Here is a 20,156-nt window from a genome sequence, read left to right as displayed (position 1 = left end):
CAGCCGCCCGGCCCCCCGCCGGGCGGCTGCCGCGCCCCGGTGCCCTCCCCTTCCCTAGGAACCCACGATGGTCACATTCCTCCGGCTCGCGCTGCGCCGACTGGCGATCATGCCGGTGATGGTCCTCGGCATCACGCTGCTCGTCTTCGTGGTGCTTCAGTTCTCGCCCGTCGACCCCGCCTACAACGCCCTGGGCGACGGCGCCTCGGCCGCGGCCCGTGCCGCCTTCGCCGAGGCCAACGGCCTCAACGACCCACTGCCGGTGCGCTACGTCCGCTTCCTCGGCCAGTTGCTGAGCGGCGACCTCGGCTCCACCGTGCCGCCCAGCCAGCCGGTGCTCGACCGGATCTCCGTCGCGCTGCCCCTCACCATCCAGCTCACCGCCCTGGGCCTGGTGATCGCGATCGTCCTCGCCCTCGCGCTCGGCGTGACCGGCGCGGTCTTCCGGGACCGCTGGCCCGACCAGCTCACCCGTGTGCTGTCGATCGCGGGCGTCGCGGTCCCGTCGTTCTGGCTCGGGGTGCTGCTCATCCAGCAGTTCGCCCTGAACAGCCCGGTGTTCCCCACCGGCGGCTACGTCAACCCGGCCGACTCCTTCAGCGGCTGGCTGAGGTCCATGACCCTGCCGGCCTTCGCCCTCGCCGTCCCCGTGGCGGCCTCGCTGGCCCGTCTGGTGCGGACCTCCATGGTGGCCGAGCTGGACCGCGACTACGTACGCACCGCCACCGGCAACGGACTGCCCCGCCACGTCGTCGTCCGGGGCGTGCTCCGCAACGCGCTCATCACTCCGCTGACCGTGCTCGGCGTACGGGTGGGCTACCTGCTCAGCGGCGCGGTCGTGATCGAGACGATCTTCGACCTGCCCGGCATGGGCAAGCTGATCCTCGAGGGGGTCACCGGCGGCGACGTCGCCCTCGTCCAGGGCACCGTGCTCACCATCGCCGTCGCCTTCCTGGTCGTCAACGTCGTCGTCGACCTGCTGTACCTGCTGGTCAACCCGCGTATCAGGACGGTGTGACATGTTCCCCAGAAGCGGTCTCGTCGCGAGACTGTCCCGCCCCGGCATCCGGTTCCGGGCGCTTCCCCTGTCCTCGCGCCTCGCCCTGGGCGTGCTGGGGATCGTGATCCTCGCCGCCGTGTTCGCGCCGCTGATCGCCGCCGATCCGCTCGCCACCGGCATCCCCGTCCAGGCACCCGGCGGCGCCCACTGGTTCGGCACCGACCGGGTCGGCCGGGACGTCTTCGCCCGTGTGGTCTACGGCGCCCGGTACTCCCTGATCATCGGCCTGGGCTCGACCGCCGCCGCCCTCGTGCTGGGCGCGGTCCTCGGCTCGCTCGCCGCCACCTCGCGCAAACTGGGCGACGAGTCGGTGATGCGCACGCTCGACATCGTCATGGCCTTCCCGCCGATCGCGCTGGCGGCCGTGCTGGTCACCGTCTTCGGCACCAGTCTGCCCGTGCTCATCCTGTGCATCGCCTTCGTCTACATGCCCTCGCTCGCCCGCGTGGTGCGCGCCAACGTCATGGCGCAGTACGGCGAGGACTACGTGGCCGCCGAGAAGGTGATCGGCGCCCGCCGCGCGTACATCGTCCTCCGCCACGTGGCCGTCAACTGCGCCGCGCCCGTCATGGTGTTCGCCACGGTGCTGGTCGCCGACGCCATCATCTTCGAGGCCAGCCTGTCCTTCATCGGCGCCGGTGTGCAGGACCCCGACCCGAGCTGGGGCAACGTCCTGTCCTACGGCCGGCAGATCCTGCTGTCGGGCGGCTGGTGGGCCACCCTGCTGCCCGGACTGGTGCTGCTGGCGACCGTGCTCGCCCTGAACATCCTGTCCGAGGGCCTCACCGACGCGGCGGCGGCACCGTCCGACGCGCGCGCCGACGACGGGGATCCGCGGTACGGGGCGTCTTCCGCGACGGGGTCGGCGACGTCCTCCGTGAGCGGGTCGGCCTCGTCCACGACGGGCGGTTCCGGCGAGTCCGCCCGTGCCGTTGATCCCGCCGGTGCCGCCCAGTCCGACGGCGGTGCGCGGCCGGGCGTCACCCCGGTCGATCCGGTCGCCGCGGCGGACGTCGACGCCGCGCTCGCCCGGCTGTCGGCGCGCGTGCTGAGCGGCCCGCCCGCCGTCACGCCGGTCGCCGGCGACGCGGCCGAACTCCTGGCCGTGAAGGACCTGACCATCCGTTTCCCCGACCGCTACGGCGACACCCGGGTCGTGGACGGCATCTCCTTCTCGGTCCGCGAGGGCGAGACCCTCGGCCTGGTCGGCGAGTCGGGCTGCGGCAAGAGCATCACCAGCCTGGCCGTCATGGGGCTGCTGGCCCGCAACGCCGAGGTCGGCGGGCGCGTCGAGTACCGCGGCCGGAACCTCCTGGAGCTCGGCCCCCGGCAGCGCCGGGCCCTCAACGGCCCGGAGATCGCCATGGTCTACCAGGACGCGCTCTCCTCGCTGAACCCGTCGGTGCTCGTCGGCCGGCAGCTGAAGCAGCTCACCAGCCGCGGCGGTACGCAGACCCCCGCCGAACTCCTCGAACTGGTCGGCCTCGATCCGCGGCGGACCCTGCGCAGCTACCCGCACGAACTCTCCGGCGGACAGCGTCAGCGCGTGCTGATCGCCATGGCGCTCTCCCGCAGCCCCCGCCTCCTGATCGCGGACGAACCGACCACCGCGCTCGACGTCACGGTCCAGGCCCAGGTGGTGGAGCTGCTCGAACGGCTCCGCGACGAGCTCGGCTTCGCGATGATCCTCGTCTCCCACGACCTGGCGCTCGTCGGCGATCTGTCGCACCGGATCGCGGTGATGTACGCCGGCCAGGTCGCGGAGGTCGCCGAGACCAGGTCGCTGCTGTCCGCGCCCGCCCACCCCTACACCCGCGGGCTGCTCGGCTCGGTGGTGTCGCTGGAGGCGGGCGCCGAGCGGCTGCACCAGATCCCCGGCATCGTCCCGGCGCCCCGACGATTCGGGGACGGCTGCCGGTTCGCCTCGCGCTGCGCCGCGGCGACCGATCTGTGCCGCACCACCCCGCCCCTGCCCGGCGGCGGGCCCGACCACAGCACCGCGTGCCACCACCCCGTGCCGGCCGCCCTGCTTCAGGAGAGCAACCGATGATCCGGCTCGACCACGTACACGTACGCCACAAGGCCCGCGGCGGCGGCCTGTTCGACCGGAGCCACGTGCATGCCCTGACCGACGCCTCGCTGGAGGTCGGGCGCGGGGAGATCGTCGGCCTGGTCGGCGAGTCCGGCTGCGGCAAGTCGACCCTGGCCCGGGTGCTCACCGGTCTGCAACGGCCCACCGAGGGCACGGTCACCTTCCACGGCGAGGACCTGTGGGCGATGCCCGGTGCCCGGCGGCGCGACGAGTTCGGCTCCTCCGTCGGCGTCGTCTTCCAGGACCCGTCGACCGCCCTGAACCCCCGGCTGCCGGTGGGCCGGATCCTGCGCGACCCGCTGGACGTGCACCGGCGGGGCGACGACAAGGCACGCGACGCCCGGGTCGAGGAGCTGCTGGAACTGGTCGGCCTGCCCGCGCACACCCTGCGGGCCCTGCCGGGACAGCTCTCGGGCGGGCAGCGCCAGCGCGTGGCCATCGCCCGCGCGCTCGCCCTGGAACCGGAGTTGATCGTCGCCGACGAGCCGACCAGCGCACTCGACGTGTCGGTGCGCGCGCAGGTCCTGAACCTGCTGGTGGACCTGCGGGACCGGCTGAACCTCGGCATGGTGTTCATCTCGCACGACATCCAGACCGTGCGGCACCTCGCCGACCGGCTCGCCGTGCTCTACCTCGGCCGGATCGTGGAGGAGGGTCCGGCGCGACGCGTCGCCGCCTCCCCCGCGCACCCGTACACCCAGGCCCTGCTGTCGGCCACCCCGAGCCTGATGGAGCGCAGCGAACGCATCGTGCTGCACGGCCCGGTGCCGTCGGCGGTCAACCCGCCGCCCGGCTGCCCCTTCAGCACCCGCTGCTGGAAGGCCGACGACGCCTGCGTGACCGCCTTCCCCGCGGCCGGGTCCGGCCCCGGCGAGTCCCACCGGTGGCACTGCGTCCATCCGCAGACCGAGGACGACCGGTCGTAGGGACGACTTCGCGTACGGGCCCTCTCCTCCACCTTTCCTTTCCGAGGTGGACGGGAGGGCCCGTGTGCAGGCCGGGTTCACGCTCCGCCGTCGGCGTCCCGTTCGCGATGTCCCCTACGAGGGCTGGATGAGCGCTGTGCCCGAAGGGGCGGAATCCGTCTGAGCGCTCTTCCCCCTGCGGCCCGGTGGTGTTCCGCCCGACCGGGGCCCTGAGGGTGACACCCCAGGCCCACCGCCCTCGCGGGCGCCGCCCTCCCGGCGCACATGAGTACTCGTACTCAGCACAGCCCCCGCCGCCCGGGGCTGGGTGCGGGTTCCCCAGGCGTAGGTCGGCTGCCGCAGCCAGGCCATCCGTGCTCAACCGTCGGTGATGGTCGGCGCCGCCAACAGGGCAAACCTTGCAACAGGGGCCGCCCAACGCGCTCGAAGACAGCAGGGCGCCGTACCGGCAGCCGTCCCGCAGTGGCACGGCAAACAGTGTTTCCGACTACCGTTTCAGCCGCCCGCGGATCGCCAGTACAGCGAGTCCGAGGAGGGCCGGCTCGACCAGTCGAGACGCCATCTCGGTGTAAGTACCGGCGGTGGTCAGCTTCTGATCGGAGGAACGGAAGATCACCAAGTTGACGACCGCCCGCAGGGACTTCTCGAACCGCCCGGTCGTCAAACGCTCGTCATACGGACCGTCCGGGTTGACCGGGCCGGGTATGTCGGTGGTCATCGTGATACGGCGGTCGGCCACCGTGCCGGTGCTCTTCGGCTTCGGATCGTTCTGCGGCAAGCCCCACAGCATCATCGCCAGCACAGTGGCGGTCATGGCCACCATGAGCCAGCCCAGGGCTCGCGAGGCTCGCAGCCCGTAGCCGGACAGCGCCCAGTACGCGGTGAGCAGGCTCCGCTCGGTCCAGGGGATGTCGTCGGCGTGGCGGCGCATCTCCATCTCGCCGTAATAGAAGTCAGCGGCACCCGGTTCGTGCTTACCGTCTTCGAAGGCCTTGCGCAGTTGTCGGTACACCGGCGCCAGTGCTGCCGGTTCCTGCACCTCTTCCCCACGTGGCGCGGGCGTCCAACCATCGGCGCCCCAGCCGCGGGCGGCACGCCAGTGGTGTTCTTCGGCCAGCGTTCGGCGCGGCGTCCAGCGCACGGGCCGCATCCCGCGTCGGCGTAAACCGGACGGGGCGGCAGCCAAGGTGTATCTCCCCTCGAGCCGCAGCTGATCGAGATGGATGGTTCCGGCGAAAAGGCATTCGGTGAGGTCCACGCTGGTGAGTACCAGGTGCGCGGCATCCACTCCCCGCAGCGACATGACCCGCACGCCGGCATCCATGAGGCCGGATTCGTCCAGCTCCTCACCGTCTACGATGAACGGCCGGGACCGGGCGGTGATGCTCAACGGATATTCGACAACCGCATCGCTCAAGTCCACGGCCGCGTACCGCAGTCGCAGCGCCGCGGTAGAGGCCCACCGCGTGCGCCGGCACCGCACGGCGGCTGCTGCCGCCTCCATCGTGACTGCGCCCCCGAATACCGCCTCGGACAGATTCAGCGTCCTACCGCACACCATCGGCCCGATCAGTGCAGCACCCTCGAACGCCGCTCCTGGAAACGACACCTGACCGCCGACCCTCAGCCCACGGAACGAGGCGCTGCCGCTGACATGGGCCCGGTCGAATCTGGCATCACCACCGAGGCCGACCTGGTCAAACGAGAAGTAGCCGCCGATCTCCATTCCTGTGAAGCATGCATCTCGCCCGATCTTCGCCCCGTCGAACACGGCACGGCCGCCCACGTTCATCCGATCGAACCAGGCATTGCCGTCGATCTCCGCCCTCTCGAACACAACGCGTCGGCGGACCTTCATCCGATCGAACGAGCCGTTGCCACCGATCTTCACCTGGCGGAAGAGGGAACGGCCGCTGATCTCTGCCTGGTTGAACGAAATATCCCCGGCGATCTTCGCCCCGTCGAACACAGCGTCGGCGTCGAACTCCACCAGGTCGAACCGTACATCGCCGCAGAAGGTTGCCCTCTCGAAACGGGCCTGGCCGATTCGCGGCCTATGCGTGGAGGGCTCCGTGAGCGCGGTGAGCAGTTCGCTCAGCAGTTCTTCGGTGAAGCGGGTGCCCCTGTGGTCGAGGTCTGCGCCGGGCCGGAGGCCCGCGAGGTAGGCAGAGCGTTCATCTCCGGGCAGATGAGCCAGGCATGCGGTGTGCGGCTCGACCCGGCGGCCACGACACTCGGCACCGCCTGGTAAGGCACCGTCGCAGTGCGGCCATGAAGCTGTGTCCGGTGCAGCCCGGTAAGGGACGACGGTCATGTCCCTGGGACGCGGAGCAGCAGGCAGCCGGTTGCAGCGGTCCACACCGAACACCGGCGTTCCAGGTTCCCCGCCGGCCTTGGTCTCCAAGGCGCGTGCGGCATCACACGGTCAACGTCGATTGACACCGATGACCACGGTTGGGATCGATGGACCACGTGGAACGGAAGTGGACTCCCACATTGCTCCCGCTCACGAAACAGGGGCCCTCCGAAGAGAGCCCCTTGCCTGCGGAAACTTCCGACATCACTGTCGGGACGACAGGATTTGAACCTGCGACCCCTTGACCCCCAGTCAAGTGCGCTACCAAGCTGCGCCACGTCCCGTTGCCCGCCTGACCTGGGGTTTCCCCTGGCCGAACGTGCAGGAAAACAATACCGCACTCAGGTCGGTGGTCGCGCACGGGTTTTGAACCGGGCGGTGCCGGGACGACCGGACTTGACCTCAAGTTTGGTTGAGGTCGCACCATCGTCGGCATGACGATCACCGAGGAGACCGAACGCGCCCACGGTTACGCCGACCTGCCCCGGCTGATGGGGCTCATGACGGGCGACGAGAAGCACGGACCGGCGGCCACGTCCACGCTGGACGTGCTCTGGGTGCTCTACGACCGGGTGCTCAGGGTCCGCCCGGAGCAGCGCGACGACCCGCACCGGGACCGGTTCCTTCTGTCGAAGGGGCACGGCCCGATGGCGTACTACGCGGTGCTCGCCGCGAAGGGCTTCGTGCCGGTGGACTGGCTGCCGGACTTCGGCGCCTTCGACTCCCCGCTCGGCCACCATCCGGACCGCACGCTGGTGCCGGGCGTCGAGATCGGCAGCGGGTCGCTCGGGCACGGACTGCCCATCGCCGTCGGCACGGCCCTGGGGCTGCGCGCCCAGGGACTGAACGGGCCCCGGGTGTGGGTGCTGACCGGGGACGCCGAGCTGGACGAGGGGAGCAACCACGAGGCCATCGCGTTCGCCGGCCCCGCGGGACTCGAACAGCTGCACACCGTCGTCGTCGACAACGCCTCCGCCGGCCATGCCCGTCCCGGCGGCATCGCGGCCCGTTTCGAGGTGGCGGGCTGGTCGACGGCGAGCGTCGACGGCCGCGACCACGAGGCGCTGTACGCCGCGTTCACCGCGCCGCATCCGGGCCGCCCGCACGTGGTGGTGGCCCGGGTGGAGCCGAAGAACCCCTGATCCGGAACCGCTGAGCAAACCCCCGACTTCCGCTGTTTTCCCTGACTTTCCCCGGCTTCCCCCCGGCTTTCCGACACAGAAGGGCTCGACCTCCATGGACACCATGCGTGACCGTCTCGCACCGGCCGTCTCGCGCCTGCTCGACGAGGATCCGCGGGTGGCGGTCGTCATCGCCGAGATCGGCAAGGACGGCTTCGCCGACGCGCGGCGCCGGCATCCCGACCGGGTGATCAACGTCGGCATCCGCGAGCAGCTCCTCGTCGGAGCAGGCGCCGGGCTGGCGCTGACCGGTATGCGACCGGTGCTGCACACCTTCGCGAGCTTCCTCGTCGAGCGCCCCTTCGAGCAGGTCAAACTGGATCTCGGGCACCAGGGCGCGGGCGCGGTGATGGTCAGCGCCGCCGCCTCCTTCGACTGGCCCGCGGGCGGCTACACCCACATGGCACCCGGCGACGTGGCGCTGCTCGACACCCTCGACGGCTGGACCGTCCATGTGCCCGGGCACCCGGACGAGGCCGAGACACTCCTGCGGCACGCGGTCGCCGCGGGCGACGACAAGGTCTACGTACGGCTGTCCGTGCAGTCGAACGCGCACCGCCGCCCGGTCGACGGCGAGCACTTCGTGACGGTCCGCGAGGGCCGCTCGGGTGTGGTGGTAGCCGTGGGGCCCCTGCTCGACACGGTGCTCACCGCGACGGAGGGCCTGGACGTCACCGTGCTGTACGCGACGACCGTACGGCCCTTCGACGCGGCCGCGCTGCGCAGGGCCACTCGGGCGGCCGGTACGGACGTCGTCCTGGTCGAGCCGTATCTCGCGGGCACGTCGACCTCGGCGGCGAACGACGCGCTCCTCGACGTCCCGCACCGCGTCCTGGGGCTCGGTGTGGGCCGCGCCGAGCTGCGGCGCTACGGCACCGCGGAGGAGCACACCGCCGCGCACGGGCTCGACGCCCGGTCGCTGCGGGAACGGATCTCGGCGTTCCTGGGGACCCGGGCCGGGGCGGGCACCTCGGGCACCTTGGGTACCTCGGGCGCCGCGGACACCTCGGGCGCCTGAAGGCATCCGCGTGGAGGCCGTGCGGATGCCTTCAGGCGCCCGTGCGGCGGTGGCCGGACCGGAGTGGCCGTCGTCAGTGCCGCTCGGGGTGTGTCCGCCCGGGGGCCGCGTCCGCGGTCCCGTCCTGCGCGTGCGGGCGGTGGGTGCCGCGCGCGTCGGCCCGTATGAGGCCGCGTATCGCGGGCACCGCCAGCAGGACCGTCGGTACGACGAGGCTCATCGCGGCGGACACCAGCAGCACATGGTCCGCGCCCAGGGCGGTGGCGGCCGGGCCGGCCAGGGCCTGGCCCACGGGCATCATGGCGAGGGAGCCCGCCACGTCGTAGGCGTGGATGCGGTTGAGGACGTCGGACGGGACCTGGGTCTGGACGCTGGTCGCCCACATCACGCCCCAGAACGACATGCCCGCCCCGGCGACGGCGGCGCCCGCCGCCATGGCCGGCACGCCGAAGCCGGCCCCGACCGTGGCCGGGAAGCCGACGAAGGCGAACAGGGCGAACGCGCCGGCGCGCAGCATACGGCGGGGACGCAGCCGCAGGGCGAGGAAGCCGCCGACGACGGTGCCGGCGCCGAGGGCGGAGTTGATCAGGCCGTAGGCGCGCGGGCCGTGCTGCTGCACCACTTCGGTGGCCACCAGCGGGACGGTCGGGCCCCAGACGGCGATCATGTAGAGACACCACACCGCGATGACGCCCCAGAGCCACGTTCTGGCCCTGAACTCCCGCCATCCTTCGACCAGATCCGCCCTGAAGGCACCGGTCGCGGTGCCGTCCGGGGTGCGGGCCGGGGCGCCGGTCCGGATGAGCGGGGGCAGCCGGAGCAGGAGCAGGCACAGGGCGCTGACCCCGTAGGTGGCGGCGTGCGCCGCGAACACCCCGCCGGGTGAGGCGAAGCCGACGAGCAGGCCCGCGGCGGCGGGGCCCGCGAGCTGGGCCGCGGACTCCGCGATCCGTATGGCGCCGTTGGCCGCCTGGACGTCGGAGGCGAGCCTGGGCACCGTACTGGCCACGCCGGGCTGGAACACGGCGCCCGCCACGCCGTTGACGAGGCCGATCACGCAGATCTCCCAGAGCACCACGTGCCCGGAGTAGAACAGCACGGCGGCCAGGGCCTGGGTGCCGAGCCGCACCAGGTCGGCCCCGATCATCAGCTTGCGGGTGCTGAACCGGTCGGCGATGACCCCGCCGAAGACCACGAGCCCGGCGAAGGCGGCGGCCGTCGAGGCCATGGCGAGGCCGACCGCGCCCGCGCCGTACCCGTGCTGGAGCAGGCCGGCGGCGAGGGCGACCGGCAGCATGGTGTCGCCGAGCCGGGCGACGGCCCGCGCGACGAAGAACAGCGCGAAGTCCCGCGACCACACCGGCCGCGCGCGACCGCCGTCGTCCACTCCGGCCGCGGCCCCGGCTTCACCTCGAATCCCGGCTCCGGCTCCGGCTCCGGCTCCGGCTCCGGCAACGAGGTCATCCCGCCCCGCCGCCTCCCCCGGCGACGACTGCGACGACGTCCCGGTCATCCTTTCGACGCTCCCCTCCCCGCCCGATCCCCCGCTCCCCGGCCGACCGCGGCCCCTACCGCACCGGCCGGCCCCACTGCCTCCGGATCATGCCACGGCCCACCGACAACGCCCGAGGGATTTTCAGCGGGTGGTGGGAAGTCCCAGCCCGGGATGGGCCTCCAGCAGCCGCGGCGGAGCCGCCTGGCGCCAGGAGTCGGCGAGGATGTCACGCAGCTCGTCCTCGTCCTCCAGCGCCGCGAGCCGGACCCGTACCCAGGCGAACTGCGCCTCGTGGCCGGCGATCCAGAACTTCTCCGGCTCGGCCACGACCAGTTCGTCGCGCTCTTCCTTGGGACAGCGCACGGCGATGGAGGTCTCCTCCTCCGGCAGTGTGGCGAACATCTTCCCCGCGACCCGGAACGTGGGCATGCTCCAGGCGATCTTCTCCGTGGTGTCCGGCAGGGACAGGGCGATACGGCGTACGTCATGGGCATCCGGCATGCCCCGCACGCTAACCCCTCGCACTGACAGCCACCCCCAAGGAAGCCTGGTGCAGGCTGGTGCGGCGGACCGCTACGCCTGCGCCGCCTCGTCCAGGGCCTGGAGCACCGGGCGGATCAGCGGGTGCCCCTCGGCTCCCCGGCGCACCGCCGCGAAGACCCGGCGGGTGGGCGCCACTCCGTCCACGGGGCGGACGACCACGCCCGTGAGGTCCATCCCGCGCAGCGCGGAGCGCGGCACGAGGGCCACCCCCGCGTCGGCCGAGGCGAGGGCCACGACGGCGCGGAAGTCGTCGGAGGAGTGTTCCAGGCGGGGCTGGAAGCCGGCGCTCTCGCAGGCCAGGACGACCACGTCGTGGCAGGGATTGCCGGGATACGGGCCGATCCAGGTGTCCTTGGCCAGCTCGGCGAGCGGCACCTCGGCGGCGCCGGCCAGCCGGTGGGCCACCGGGACGACCGCGTCGAACGGCTCGGCGTACAGCGGTACGTGGGTCAGCCGGGGGTCGTCGGCGGACGGCGCGCCCCGGTACTCGACGGCGACCGCCACGTCGACCTGCCGGTCCAGCACCATCGGCAGGCTGGCGTCACCCTCCGCGTCCTGCACGCGGATGCGGATGCCGGGCGCCTTCCCCGCCAGTCGGGCCACCGCGGGCGCCACCACCTGCGCGATGCCGGTGGCGAAGGCGGCGACCGTCACCGTGCCGGCCTCACCGGAGCCGTAGGCGGCGAGTTCGGCCTCCGCCCGCTCCAGCTGGGCGAGGACCGCGTTGGTGTGGCTGAGCAGGATCTCCCCGGCCGGGGTCAGCCGTACGCCCTTGGCGCCGCGCTCGACCAGCCGGTGGCCGGTCTCCTGCTCCAGGGCCGTGAGCTGCTGCGAGACGGCCGACGGCGTGAGGTAGAGCGCGGCGGCAGCGGCTGTCACCGTGCGGTGGTCGGCCACCGCACGGAGGATGTGCAACCGCCGCGCTTCGATCATGCGAACGATTATCGCAAGACCTGCGACCGGTCGGCCTCCGGCTCAGCCCTCCAGCTCGGCACGCGCCGCGACGAACGCGTCCACCGCTCGGTTCACGTCCTCGGTGGAGTGCGCCGCGGACAGCTGCACGCGGATGCGGGCCTGGCCCTGCGGCACGACCGGGTAGGAGAAGCCGATCACGTACACGCCGCGCTCGAGGAGCAGCTCCGCCATGCTGCCCGCCTTGGCCGCGTCGCCGATCATCACCGGGGCGATGGCGTGGTCGCCGGGGAGGATGTCGAAGCCCTCCTCGGTCATCCGGCGGCGGAACAGCGCCGTGTTCTCGGCGAGCCGGACCCGCAGATCGTCCGCGGACTCCAGCAGGTCAAGCACCTTCAGGGAGGCCGCCGCGATCACCGGGGCGAGCGTGTTGGAGAACAGGTACGGCCGGGAGCGCTGGCGCAGCAGGGCGACGATCTCGGCGCGGGCGGCGACGTAGCCGCCGGAGGCGCCGCCGAGCGCCTTGCCGAGGGTGCCGGTGATGATGTCCACGCGGTCCATGACACCGTGCAGTTCGGGGGTGCCGCGGCCGCCGGGGCCGACGAAGCCGACGGCGTGGGAGTCGTCGACCATGACCATGGCGTCGTAGCGGTCGGCCAGGTCGCAGATCTCGCGCAGCGGCGCCACATAGCCGTCCATCGAGAACACGCCGTCGGTGACGACCAGCTTGCGGCGCGCCCCGCCCTCGGTGGCCTCCTTCAACTGCCGCTCCAGGTCCGCGAGATCGCGGTTGGCGTAGCGGAAGCGGCGGGCCTTCGACAGCCGGATGCCGTCGATGATCGAGGCGTGGTTGAGGGCGTCGGAGATGACCGCGTCCTCGGGGCCGAGCAGCGTCTCGAACACGCCGCCGTTGGCGTCGAAGCAGGAGGAGTACAGGATCGTGTCCTCCTGGCCGAGGAACGCCGACAGCCGGGCCTCCAGCTCCTTGTGCACCTCCTGGGTGCCGCAGATGAAGCGCACGGAGGCCATGCCGTAGCCCCAGCGGTCCAGGGCCTCGTGGGCGGCGGCGACGACCTCGGGGTGGTCGGCGAGGCCGAGGTAGTTGTTGGCGCAGAAGTTGAGGACCTCGCCGGGACGGCCGCCCGCGGTGACCTCGACGGTCGCGGACTGCGGGGTGCCGATGACACGTTCGGGCTTGTGCAGCCCGGCGGCGCGGATCTCGTCGAGGGTGACGCGCAGGTCGTCGCGCACGGAGTCGAACATCAGGGTGCTCCTTGAAGGTGCCGGCAGAAGAGCGGCGGAAGAAGGGGGTACGCGGTCACACGGTCCAGTCGAGGATGATCTTTCCGCCCTTGCCGCTCGCGGCGTCGGCGAAGGCCGCCTCGAAGTCCTCGTAGCCGTACCGGCCGGTGACGACGGGGGCGAGGTCGAGGCCGCCCTCCAGCAGCACCGACATGGCGTACCAGGTCTCGAACATCTCCCGGCCGTAGATGCCCTTGATGGTGATCATCGAGGTGACGACGCGGGCCCAGTCGACGGGGAACTCCTGGGCGGGCAGGCCGAGCATGGCGATCTTGCCGCCGTTCGTCATGTTCGCGATCATGTCGCGCATCGCCTCGGGGCGGCCGGACATCTCCAGGCCGACGTCGAAGCCCTCGCGCAGGCCCAGCGTGCGCTGCCCCCCGGCGATCGTGTCCCGGGAGACGTCGAGGGCGAGGCTCACGCCGATCTTGCGGGCCAGCTCCAGCCGCTCCTCGCTCACGTCGGTGATGACGACGTTGCGCGCGCCGGCGTGCCGGGCGACGGCCGCCGCCATCAGGCCGATCGGGCCGGCGCCGGTGATCAGCACGTCCTCGCCGACCAGCGGGAAGGACAGCGCGGTGTGCACGGCGTTGCCGAACGGGTCGAAGATCGCGGCGATGTCGAGGTCGACGGGGACGCGGTGCACCCAGACGTTGGCGGCGGGCAGGGCGACGTACTCGGCGAACGCGCCGTCGCGTCCCACGCCGAGGCCGACGGTGGCCCGGCACAGGTGGCGGCGTCCGGCCAGGCAGTTGCGGCACTTGCCGCACACCAGGTGGCCCTCGCCGCTGACCCGGTCGCCGGGCTTGATGTCGGTGACGTCGGAGCCGGTCTCGACGACCTCGCCGACGAACTCGTGCCCGACCACGAGCGGGGTGCGGATCGCCTGCTGGGCCCAGCCGTCCCAGGCCCGGATGTGCAGGTCGGTGCCGCAGATGCCGGTCCGCAGGACCTTGATCAGTACATCGCCGGGTCCGATGGCGGGCTCGGGGACGTCCGCGAGCCACAACCCGGGCTCCGCCTTCTGCTTGACCAGCGCCTTCAACGCTACCGCTCCTGTGGTTCCGGCCCCGGGGCCGGGCATGCCGGGGCAGCCCGCGTCCGGGGAGAGGGGTGGATTCCGGTAGCAATCTGCCGCACGGCGGCACGCTGGTCCATCGAGGATTTCTTAAGCGCGGCCACAGCTCCGCTTCACGCCGTCCGCGAGCGCGCTCACGCGCGGTGCGAGGCCTTCGCCCGGCCGTCAGAACAGGAAGCCCTCGGTCTCCCGGCGCTCCAGCCGCGGGGCGAGCTCCGCCGCGGCCGCCTTGATGGTCCGAAGCCCCTCCCTGCCCCACGGCCGCGGCTCGACGTCGACGACGCACACCGTGCCCAGCACCATCTGCGTACTGTCGATGAGCGGGGCGCCCAGATAGGAGCGGATGCCGAACTCGTCCACGATCGGGTTGCCCGCGAACCGCGGGTAGTCGCTGACGTCCTCCAGCACCAGCGCCTTGCGCCGCACCACGACATGCGGGCAGAAACCGTGATCGCGGGCCAGGCGGCGGCCCACCTCGCGCCGGCTTCCGTCGCCGCCGGTGTCGACGCTGTCGACGGTCAGGACGTCGCGCTCGGGCCGGTGCAGTCCGGCGAAGAACTGCCCTTCCTCGTCGAGGAAGTTGACCATCGCGTACGGCGCCCGGGTGAACGCGGCGAGGCGGTCGGCGAAGGCGTCCAGGGCCGGCTCGGGCCGCTCCCCCAGCCCCAGCCGCCGCAGTCGCTCGGTGCGGGCGGGGGCGTCCTTGTCCTCGGGGGTCAGCAGGAGGCGACCGGCCGGGCGGGGCGGGTCGTAGCTCATGGCCGGGCTCCGTCGCTGTCGGCGTATGTCATGTACGGGCTCCGTGGCGGTGTGCGGGGGTCAGTGTGCCGGGGTCACCTGTGCGCGCCCTGGCTCTGTGCGGGGACGGCGGGTGCGTGGGCGATGAGATGCCGGACGAGGGTCAGCAGGGTCTGGATGCCCGAGCTGGAGATACGGGCGTCGCAGGGGACCACGGGGATCCGCGGGTCGAGGTCGAGGGCCGCCCGCACCTCCTCGGGGTCGTAGCGGTGGGCGCCGTCGAACTCGTTGACGCCGACGACGAAGGCGAGGCCGCGCCGTTCGAAGAAGTCGACGGCGGCGAAGCACTCCTCCAGCCTGCGGGTGTCGGCGAGGATCACCGCGCCCAGGGCGCCCTCGCACAGCTCGTCCCACATGAACCAGAACCGTTCCTGGCCGGGCGTGCCGAACAGGTAGAGCACGTGCCGCGGGTCCAGGGTGATGCGGCCGAAGTCCATCGCGACGGTCGTCTCGACCTTGTTCTCCACGCCGTCGAGGTTGTCCGTGGCCGCGCTGACCGTGGTGAGCAACTCCTCCGTGCTCAGCGGCGCGATCTCGCTGACCGCGCCGACGAAGGTGGTCTTGCCCACCCCGAACCCTCCCGCCACCAGGATCTTCAGGGCGGTGGGGAAGGGATCGAGGCCGCCGTCGTGGTCAGAGCTGTCGTCGTAGTCCATCGAGCACTGCCTCCAGAAGAGCCCGGTCGGTGGGGTGGTGTCGGTACGCGGGGGGCCTGGTGGTCAGCGCCCCGCAGTCGACGAGGTCGGACAGCAGCACCTTGGTCACCACGGCCGGCAGCTTCAGATGGGCGGCGACCTCGGCCACCGGGAGGGGGGCACGGCACAGGTCGAGTGCCTGGCCGTGCTCCGGGCCGAGGTAGGCCAGCGGTGTCGCCCCGGTGGCCATCACCTGCGACATGAGGTCGAGCGCGATGCTGGGCCGGGTGCGGCCGCCGCTGACGGTGAAGGGGCGCACCAGCCGTCCGGCCGCGTCGTCGAGCCAGGGCCTGTCGCCGGCCGCCGCCGCGCTCAAGGCCGCAGCGCCCGGGATTCGACGGAATGCTGCCGTGGCGCGGTCTCGAGGTAGGGGCGGACGCTCTTGACCAGCATCGCCATCTCGTAGCCCAGCACGGCCGCGTCGGCCTCCCGGCCGGCGAGCACGGCGAGGCAGGTGCCGGTGCCGGCTGTGGTGACGAACAGCAGCGTCGAGTCCAGTTCGACGACGACCTGCCGCACCTCGCCGCCGTCGCCGAAGCGGACGCCGGCGCTGCGGCCGAGGGAGTACAGGCCGGAGGCCAGGGCGGCCATGTGGTCGGCGCTGTCGTGGTCGAGGCCGTGCACGGACTTCACCAGCCCGTCGCAGGACAGCAGCACCGCGCTGGTGGTGTGCGGTACGCGCTGCACGAGGCCGCTCATCAGCCAGTCGAGGTCGGAGACACGGCCGGTCGACGCATCGTTCGCCATGGTGGATCGACTCCTTGGGGTCCGAAGGTCTGCGCAAGCGCTGGGGTCGGGAGTGGCGGCGGGGCTGGGCGGGCTGGTCATCCGGCCGGCTCACTCCCGTCGTGCCGGAGGGTGAGGTGCTGCCCTGGCAGGAGCACGGGCCGCGCCTCCGTGGCCCCGGACACGTCCTGGGGGTGGGCGCCACCCGGGGGGTGCGGGTCGTGCGGGCGGGCCGGCTCCGCGGCGGCCGGCTCTTGGCGCTGCTCCGACTCGGCGAGTCCCGTGCCGCGCCGGAAGGCCGCCATCAGCCCGGGGTCGTGGCCGGCGACGTGCTCGGACTCCTGGCGCGGCAGCGGGCCACCGCGCAGTTGCGGCACGAGGTGCTCCTGGGCGCGCCGCCGGGGCAGTCGGGGCCTCTCCATGGTTCCGCGCACCACTCCGGCGCGCGGAACGGGCGGCGCACCGGCGCCGGCCTCCATGGCGGCCCGCTCGGCGGGCCGGATGCCCGGCACGGCCTCCGCGGGAGTGTCCTGCCCTTCGCGCGCCGTCCGCCGCGGCAGGGGATCGAGGTGGTCGCCGTCGGCGGGCTCGACAGCCCGCACGTCGTCACCGGGCGAGGTGGGGGCGTGGGCGGGCAGCAGCTCGCCGCCGGGTCCGGGGATGGGCGTGTCGCCACCGGACATCGGCATGGGCATCGGCGTGTCGCCCCGTGGAGCGGGCACGGGTGCGGACATGGGCGTGCCGTCGCCGGACATGGGCGCAGGAACGGACACAGGCATGTCGCCACCAGACACAGGCCCAGGCACGGACATGGGCGTGTCGCCCCCGGACATCGGCGCGGGTACCGACACAGGCATGTCGCCACCAGACATCGGCCCAGGCACAGACATGGGCGTGTCGCCCCCGGACATCGGCGCGGGTACCGACACAGGCATGTCGCCCCCGGACATCGGCGCGGGTACCGACACAGGCATGTCGCCACCAGACATCGGCCCAGGCACAGACATGAGTGTGTCGCCCCCGGACGCAGGTGTGACGGGTCCGGGGGCGCCGTTCATACGGGGTACGGCGCGCGGCGGCAGGACGCCTCCGGCTGTGCCGGGGACGCGGCGCGCGTCGCGGGCGTCGGCGCCCGCCACGGGATGCATCCCGCCGTCGCGTCGGCGCGTGTCGCCGGGGCGGGCGGGGCCGCCGAGCAGGCCGGTGACGGGGCTCGGCGCGCGTCCTACGCCGGTGCCGTGCACACCTCGCACGGACTCCCCGCGACCGCCGGACACGGCCGGCGCGCGGTGGGTGCCGCCGCCGTTCAGGGCCGGCGCGACAGCGTGCCCGTGTCCGCCGTCCGGGAGCGACGGGGCGGCGCCCGACGGGTACGGCGCCGGGGCCGGGGGCCGCATGCCGGTGTCCAGCGCCCCGAATGACGTGCCGGAGGCTCCCGTTGACGTTCCCAGCAGGGTTTGCGGTACGAGGACGACCGCCTGCACACCGCCGTAGATGTTGGTCTGCAGGCGGACGGTGATGCCGTGCCGCCTGGCGAGCTGGGACACCACGTACAGCCCGATGCGGCCGTCGGCGAGCAGGCTCGCGACATTGACCTGGTCGGGGTCGGCCAGCAGGGTGTTCATCCGGACCTGCTCGCCGACCGGCATGCCCAGGCCACGGTCCTCGACCTCCACCGCGAGTCCGGAGGTGACGAGGTTGGCGCGCAGCAGGACCTGGGTCTGCGGGGCGGAGAACAGCGTGGCGTTCTCGACGAGTTCGGCCAGCAGGTGGATCACGTCCGCGACGGCGTGGCCGCGCAGCCGCCCCTCGATCGGCGGGGCGAGTTTGACCCGCGAGTACTGCTCGACCTCGGCGATGGACGAGCGCAGCACCTCCGTCATGCAGACCGGGTTGCTCCACTGCCGGCGGGAGACGGCGCCGCCGAGGACGGCGAGGTTCTCGGCGTGCCGGCGGACCCGGGTGGCGAGGTGGTCGACATGGAAGATGCCCTTGAGCAGGTCGGGGTCCTCGATGTCGTTCTCCAGCTCGTCGAGGGTGGAGATCTCCCGGTGCACGAGGGACTGGAGACGCCGGGCGAGATTGACGAAGACCTCCAGTTTCTGTTCGCTGCCCGTCTGGCTGGACAGCTGGGCTGCCTGCACGACGGCGGCGACGGCCTCGTCGTGGGCGCGCGCCAGGTCGGCCGCGAGCAGGTCGACCTCGTCGGCGCCCTCCGGCGGGCCGCCGTGCGGCTTTTGCGGCGGCGGGGCCTCGCCCTGGCGCAGGGCGTCGACGAGGGCGCGCAGTTCGGCCTCGCGGCGCGCGGTGCCGCGGCGCAGGACGCCGATCCGGTCGTGCACCGAACGGGCGGCCCGGCCGGCGGCGACGGCGGCGATCGCGATGCCCGCGAGCGTGACCGCGAACGCTCCGGCGAGCACGGCCCACAGGACGGGACCGGGGCGTGCGCCGGTGGAACGCACGGTGAAGAGCACGGCCGCTCCGGCGCCGAGGGCGACCGAGGTCGGCGGCAGCACCGCCAGGCGCAGCAGCTGAGGCCGTAGACGGGTCTCGGGCAGCGAGGGGACGGTGCGGGTGACCGGGCGCCCGTGCCGCCCGCCCTCACGGCGGTCTGCGCGGGCGGCCGGTGCACGGAGGTGAGACATCTTTTCCTCGTACGGGTCCGTCGGGCCTGTGTACTCGCGCCCGGGGGGCGAGCGGGCATGCTCCATCGATGTGCCGGTCGACAGCGGCGCGTGTACGGCGCCGCGTCGCCCCACGGACACTCACAGTAGTCACCAACGCACCAAGCGAGATGGAAGGTTGACGAAATCCCCCAGAAAGCGTCCCGCTCTGGTATGAGCGTTCGCACGACAGAGCGAGCACCCGCGCCGCCACGCGCCGGCGAGCCGAAATACATCGATCCCACCTGGTCGGAACCGGTCATGAACGGACGGCGGGGCCGGAGAGGCATCTCCTCTCCGGCCCCGCCGTCCACGCGGCCTCGGTCCGGTCTCATCCGGCCTCGTCCGGCCGGACCGATCTCGGCTCCTCCCCTGCCCCGACCAGCGCCCTCGGCGCCGTCACCCGCTCCGTCGGTCCCTGCTCAGGCCACCGGGGAGTAGCCGCCGCGAGGTGGTGGTGTGCCGCCGCCCGCCGCCCATCCCGCCGGCGGACACCCGCGAGGCGGTTCCGCCCCCGGGCGGACACGGGTGAGCAGCCCGAGTTCCGCGGCGCGCACTCCTGCCTGGAAACGGGACCTGGCGTCGAGGAGTTCCATGATGGTGGCGATGTGCCGACGATAGGTGCGCACGGAGATGGACAGCTCACGGGAGGCGGCCTCGTCCGTGGCCCCGGTGTGGAGGTAGTGGAGTATCTGCTGGACGAGTTCGACACGGGCATGGGCGCCGAAGCCCAGCCAGGCGGTGGCGTCGACCGCGTGACTCCAGACGGTGTCGAAGAGAGTCTGGCCGCACTGGGTCACGGAGGACGCCCGCAGGACGGACGCCTGGCGCTCGCCGGTCATCTCGGTGCACACCAGCGCCGTCCGGCCGTCGGCGATCAGGGCCGTCATCAGCGGAATGCGGGCGATACGGACGGCCTTGCGCCCCCTGCGGGCGAACTCCCGCACCAGGTCGTGGTTGAGCGTGGCGCGGGTGCACAGGATTCGGATCCGCAAGTCCCCGCGTCTCAGGAGCAGTTCGCGCAGCATCGCGTGGACGGCCTCCGCGTGGGAGGGTAAGGCGACCACGGCGTCGACGGTGTGTCCGGCCCCTTCCGCCAGTTCCACGGCGGCGGCCAGGATCTCGGGGTCGACCGGGTTCAGCCCGGTGGCGAGCGGTGCGCGGGACATCCCGTCCCGGTGCTTGGCCACCGTTGAGAGGATCACCGAATGCACGTCCAGGAGGGCCTTGTCCATGTCGTGCCGGACCACCCCCTCCCCGTCGGCTCCCCCGTGTTCGTGCGACCTTCCCCCGAACTGGTTCCGCATTCCT

General features: G+C 72.5%; 17 protein-coding genes and 1 tRNA gene. 5 read left to right on the top strand and 13 right to left on the bottom strand.

The features are described from left to right. Positions 1-67: 67 nt before the first annotated feature. The 3 genes from ACWC91_RS07545 to ACWC91_RS07535 are packed head-to-tail and all read left to right on the top strand — an operon-like array spanning position 68 to position 4,078. Positions 68-1,018 (top strand): ABC transporter permease, encoded by a 951-nt coding sequence (locus ACWC91_RS07545; RefSeq protein WP_225079852.1) that lies wholly within the window; start codon positions 68-70, stop codon positions 1,016-1,018. Between the two features lies 1 nt (position 1,019). Next, complete coding sequence (locus tag ACWC91_RS07540; RefSeq protein ID WP_450643741.1) at positions 1,020-3,110, top strand: dipeptide/oligopeptide/nickel ABC transporter permease/ATP-binding protein; 2,091 nt, start codon at positions 1,020-1,022, stop codon at positions 3,108-3,110. Beyond that, entirely contained in the window at positions 3,107-4,078 is a 972-nt protein-coding gene (locus ACWC91_RS07535) for an oligopeptide/dipeptide ABC transporter ATP-binding protein (protein WP_376504545.1), read from the top strand. Before ACWC91_RS07540 ends, ACWC91_RS07535 begins: the two co-directional genes overlap by 4 nt. A gap of 487 nt (positions 4,079-4,565) precedes the next feature. Here the strand turns inward: ACWC91_RS07535 and ACWC91_RS07530 are convergent, their stop codons facing one another. Continuing rightward, a complete protein-coding gene (locus ACWC91_RS07530) occupies positions 4,566-6,482 on the bottom strand; it encodes a pentapeptide repeat-containing protein (RefSeq protein WP_450725836.1) in 1,917 nt (638 codons plus the stop codon). 162 nt (positions 6,483-6,644) lie between these two features. Continuing rightward, positions 6,645-6,718, bottom strand: a tRNA-Pro gene (locus ACWC91_RS07525). A 150-nt stretch (positions 6,719-6,868) separates the two neighbouring features. Here ACWC91_RS07525 and ACWC91_RS07520 point away from each other — a divergent pair. Both ACWC91_RS07520 and ACWC91_RS07515 read left to right on the top strand, forming a co-directional pair. Beyond that, positions 6,869-7,576: a thiamine pyrophosphate-dependent enzyme gene (locus ACWC91_RS07520; protein WP_225079849.1), complete on the top strand. Its 708-nt coding sequence runs from the start codon at positions 6,869-6,871 to the stop codon at positions 7,574-7,576. Positions 7,577-7,670: 94 nt separating this feature from the next. Beyond that, positions 7,671-8,633, top strand: a complete 963-nt coding sequence (locus ACWC91_RS07515; protein WP_450643744.1) for a transketolase family protein — start codon at positions 7,671-7,673, stop codon at positions 8,631-8,633. Between the two features lie 73 nt (positions 8,634-8,706). Here ACWC91_RS07515 and ACWC91_RS07510 read toward each other — a convergent pair whose 3' ends face one another. The 11 genes from ACWC91_RS07510 to ACWC91_RS07460 all read right to left on the bottom strand — a co-directional run bounded on the left by ACWC91_RS07510 (position 8,707) and on the right by ACWC91_RS07460 (position 20,080). Then, on the bottom strand, positions 8,707-10,146 hold the full coding sequence (locus ACWC91_RS07510; RefSeq protein ID WP_225079847.1) for an MFS transporter: 1,440 nt from the start codon (positions 10,144-10,146) through the stop codon (positions 8,707-8,709). Between the two features lie 123 nt (positions 10,147-10,269). Further along, positions 10,270-10,629: an MmcQ/YjbR family DNA-binding protein gene (locus ACWC91_RS07505; RefSeq protein ID WP_225079846.1), complete on the bottom strand. Its 360-nt coding sequence runs from the start codon at positions 10,627-10,629 to the stop codon at positions 10,270-10,272. Positions 10,630-10,701: 72 nt separating this feature from the next. Then, a complete protein-coding gene (locus ACWC91_RS07500; protein ID WP_225079845.1) occupies positions 10,702-11,604 on the bottom strand; it encodes a LysR family transcriptional regulator in 903 nt (300 codons plus the stop codon). A 42-nt stretch (positions 11,605-11,646) separates the two neighbouring features. Continuing rightward, complete coding sequence (locus ACWC91_RS07495) at positions 11,647-12,846, bottom strand: glycine C-acetyltransferase (protein WP_225079844.1); 1,200 nt, start codon at positions 12,844-12,846, stop codon at positions 11,647-11,649. Positions 12,847-12,901: 55 nt separating this feature from the next. Beyond that, on the bottom strand, positions 12,902-13,930 hold the full coding sequence (gene tdh, locus ACWC91_RS07490; protein ID WP_281157019.1) for an L-threonine 3-dehydrogenase: 1,029 nt from the start codon (positions 13,928-13,930) through the stop codon (positions 12,902-12,904). Between the two features lie 198 nt (positions 13,931-14,128). Next, positions 14,129-14,722 carry a GAF domain-containing protein gene (locus tag ACWC91_RS07485; protein ID WP_225079842.1) on the bottom strand — a complete coding sequence of 198 codons (594 nt, stop codon included), beginning with the start codon at positions 14,720-14,722 and terminating at the stop codon, positions 14,129-14,131. Positions 14,723-14,796: 74 nt separating this feature from the next. Next, the gene (locus ACWC91_RS07480; RefSeq protein WP_225079841.1) at positions 14,797-15,417 is read right to left on the bottom strand and encodes a GTP-binding protein; all 621 of its coding nucleotides are present in this window, start codon (positions 15,415-15,417) and stop codon (positions 14,797-14,799) included. After that, positions 15,395-15,772: a DUF742 domain-containing protein gene (locus tag ACWC91_RS07475; RefSeq protein WP_225079840.1), complete on the bottom strand. Its 378-nt coding sequence runs from the start codon at positions 15,770-15,772 to the stop codon at positions 15,395-15,397. The genes ACWC91_RS07480 and ACWC91_RS07475 overlap by 23 nt, the downstream gene beginning before the upstream one ends. Next, complete coding sequence (locus ACWC91_RS07470; protein ID WP_225079839.1) at positions 15,769-16,203, bottom strand: roadblock/LC7 domain-containing protein; 435 nt, start codon at positions 16,201-16,203, stop codon at positions 15,769-15,771. Before ACWC91_RS07470 ends, ACWC91_RS07475 begins: the two co-directional genes overlap by 4 nt. A 77-nt stretch (positions 16,204-16,280) precedes the next feature. Next, the gene (locus tag ACWC91_RS07465) at positions 16,281-18,827 is read right to left on the bottom strand and encodes an ATP-binding protein (protein ID WP_450643745.1); all 2,547 of its coding nucleotides are present in this window, start codon (positions 18,825-18,827) and stop codon (positions 16,281-16,283) included. A 440-nt stretch (positions 18,828-19,267) separates the two neighbouring features. Further along, positions 19,268-20,080 (bottom strand): helix-turn-helix domain-containing protein, encoded by an 813-nt coding sequence (locus tag ACWC91_RS07460; protein WP_225079837.1) that lies wholly within the window; start codon positions 20,078-20,080, stop codon positions 19,268-19,270. Positions 20,081-20,156 lie beyond the last annotated feature (76 nt).

It is taken from the genome of Streptomyces sp. NPDC001204 (genome assembly GCF_053598035.1).
The sequence above is the reverse complement of the archived record's forward strand: the minus strand, read 5'-3'. Positions and strand labels throughout refer to the sequence as shown.

Excerpts from the sequence above, each read along its gene's own strand:
- ACWC91_RS07545 (WP_225079852.1), top strand. The coding sequence starts at position 68 with ATGGTCACATTCCTCCGGCTCGCGCTGCGCCGACTGGCGATCATGCCG.
- ACWC91_RS07540 (WP_450643741.1), top strand. The coding sequence starts at position 1,020 with ATGTTCCCCAGAAGCGGTCTCGTCGCGAGACTGTCCCGCCCCGGCATC.
- ACWC91_RS07535 (WP_376504545.1), top strand. The coding sequence starts at position 3,107 with ATGATCCGGCTCGACCACGTACACGTACGCCACAAGGCCCGCGGCGGC.
- ACWC91_RS07520 (WP_225079849.1), top strand. The coding sequence starts at position 6,869 with ATGACGATCACCGAGGAGACCGAACGCGCCCACGGTTACGCCGACCTG.
- ACWC91_RS07515 (WP_450643744.1), top strand. The coding sequence starts at position 7,671 with ATGGACACCATGCGTGACCGTCTCGCACCGGCCGTCTCGCGCCTGCTC.
- ACWC91_RS07510 (WP_225079847.1), bottom strand. The coding sequence starts at position 10,146 with ATGACCGGGACGTCGTCGCAGTCGTCGCCGGGGGAGGCGGCGGGGCGG.
- ACWC91_RS07505 (WP_225079846.1), bottom strand. The coding sequence starts at position 10,629 with ATGCCGGATGCCCATGACGTACGCCGTATCGCCCTGTCCCTGCCGGAC.
- ACWC91_RS07500 (WP_225079845.1), bottom strand. The coding sequence starts at position 11,604 with ATGATCGAAGCGCGGCGGTTGCACATCCTCCGTGCGGTGGCCGACCAC.
- ACWC91_RS07495 (WP_225079844.1), bottom strand. The coding sequence starts at position 12,846 with ATGTTCGACTCCGTGCGCGACGACCTGCGCGTCACCCTCGACGAGATC.
- ACWC91_RS07485 (WP_225079842.1), bottom strand. The coding sequence starts at position 14,722 with ATGAGCTACGACCCGCCCCGCCCGGCCGGTCGCCTCCTGCTGACCCCC.
- ACWC91_RS07480 (WP_225079841.1), bottom strand. The coding sequence starts at position 15,417 with ATGGACTACGACGACAGCTCTGACCACGACGGCGGCCTCGATCCCTTC.
- ACWC91_RS07470 (WP_225079839.1), bottom strand. The coding sequence starts at position 16,203 with ATGGCGAACGATGCGTCGACCGGCCGTGTCTCCGACCTCGACTGGCTG.
- ACWC91_RS07465 (WP_450643745.1), bottom strand. The coding sequence starts at position 18,827 with ATGTCTCACCTCCGTGCACCGGCCGCCCGCGCAGACCGCCGTGAGGGC.
- ACWC91_RS07460 (WP_225079837.1), bottom strand. The coding sequence starts at position 20,080 with ATGGACAAGGCCCTCCTGGACGTGCATTCGGTGATCCTCTCAACGGTG.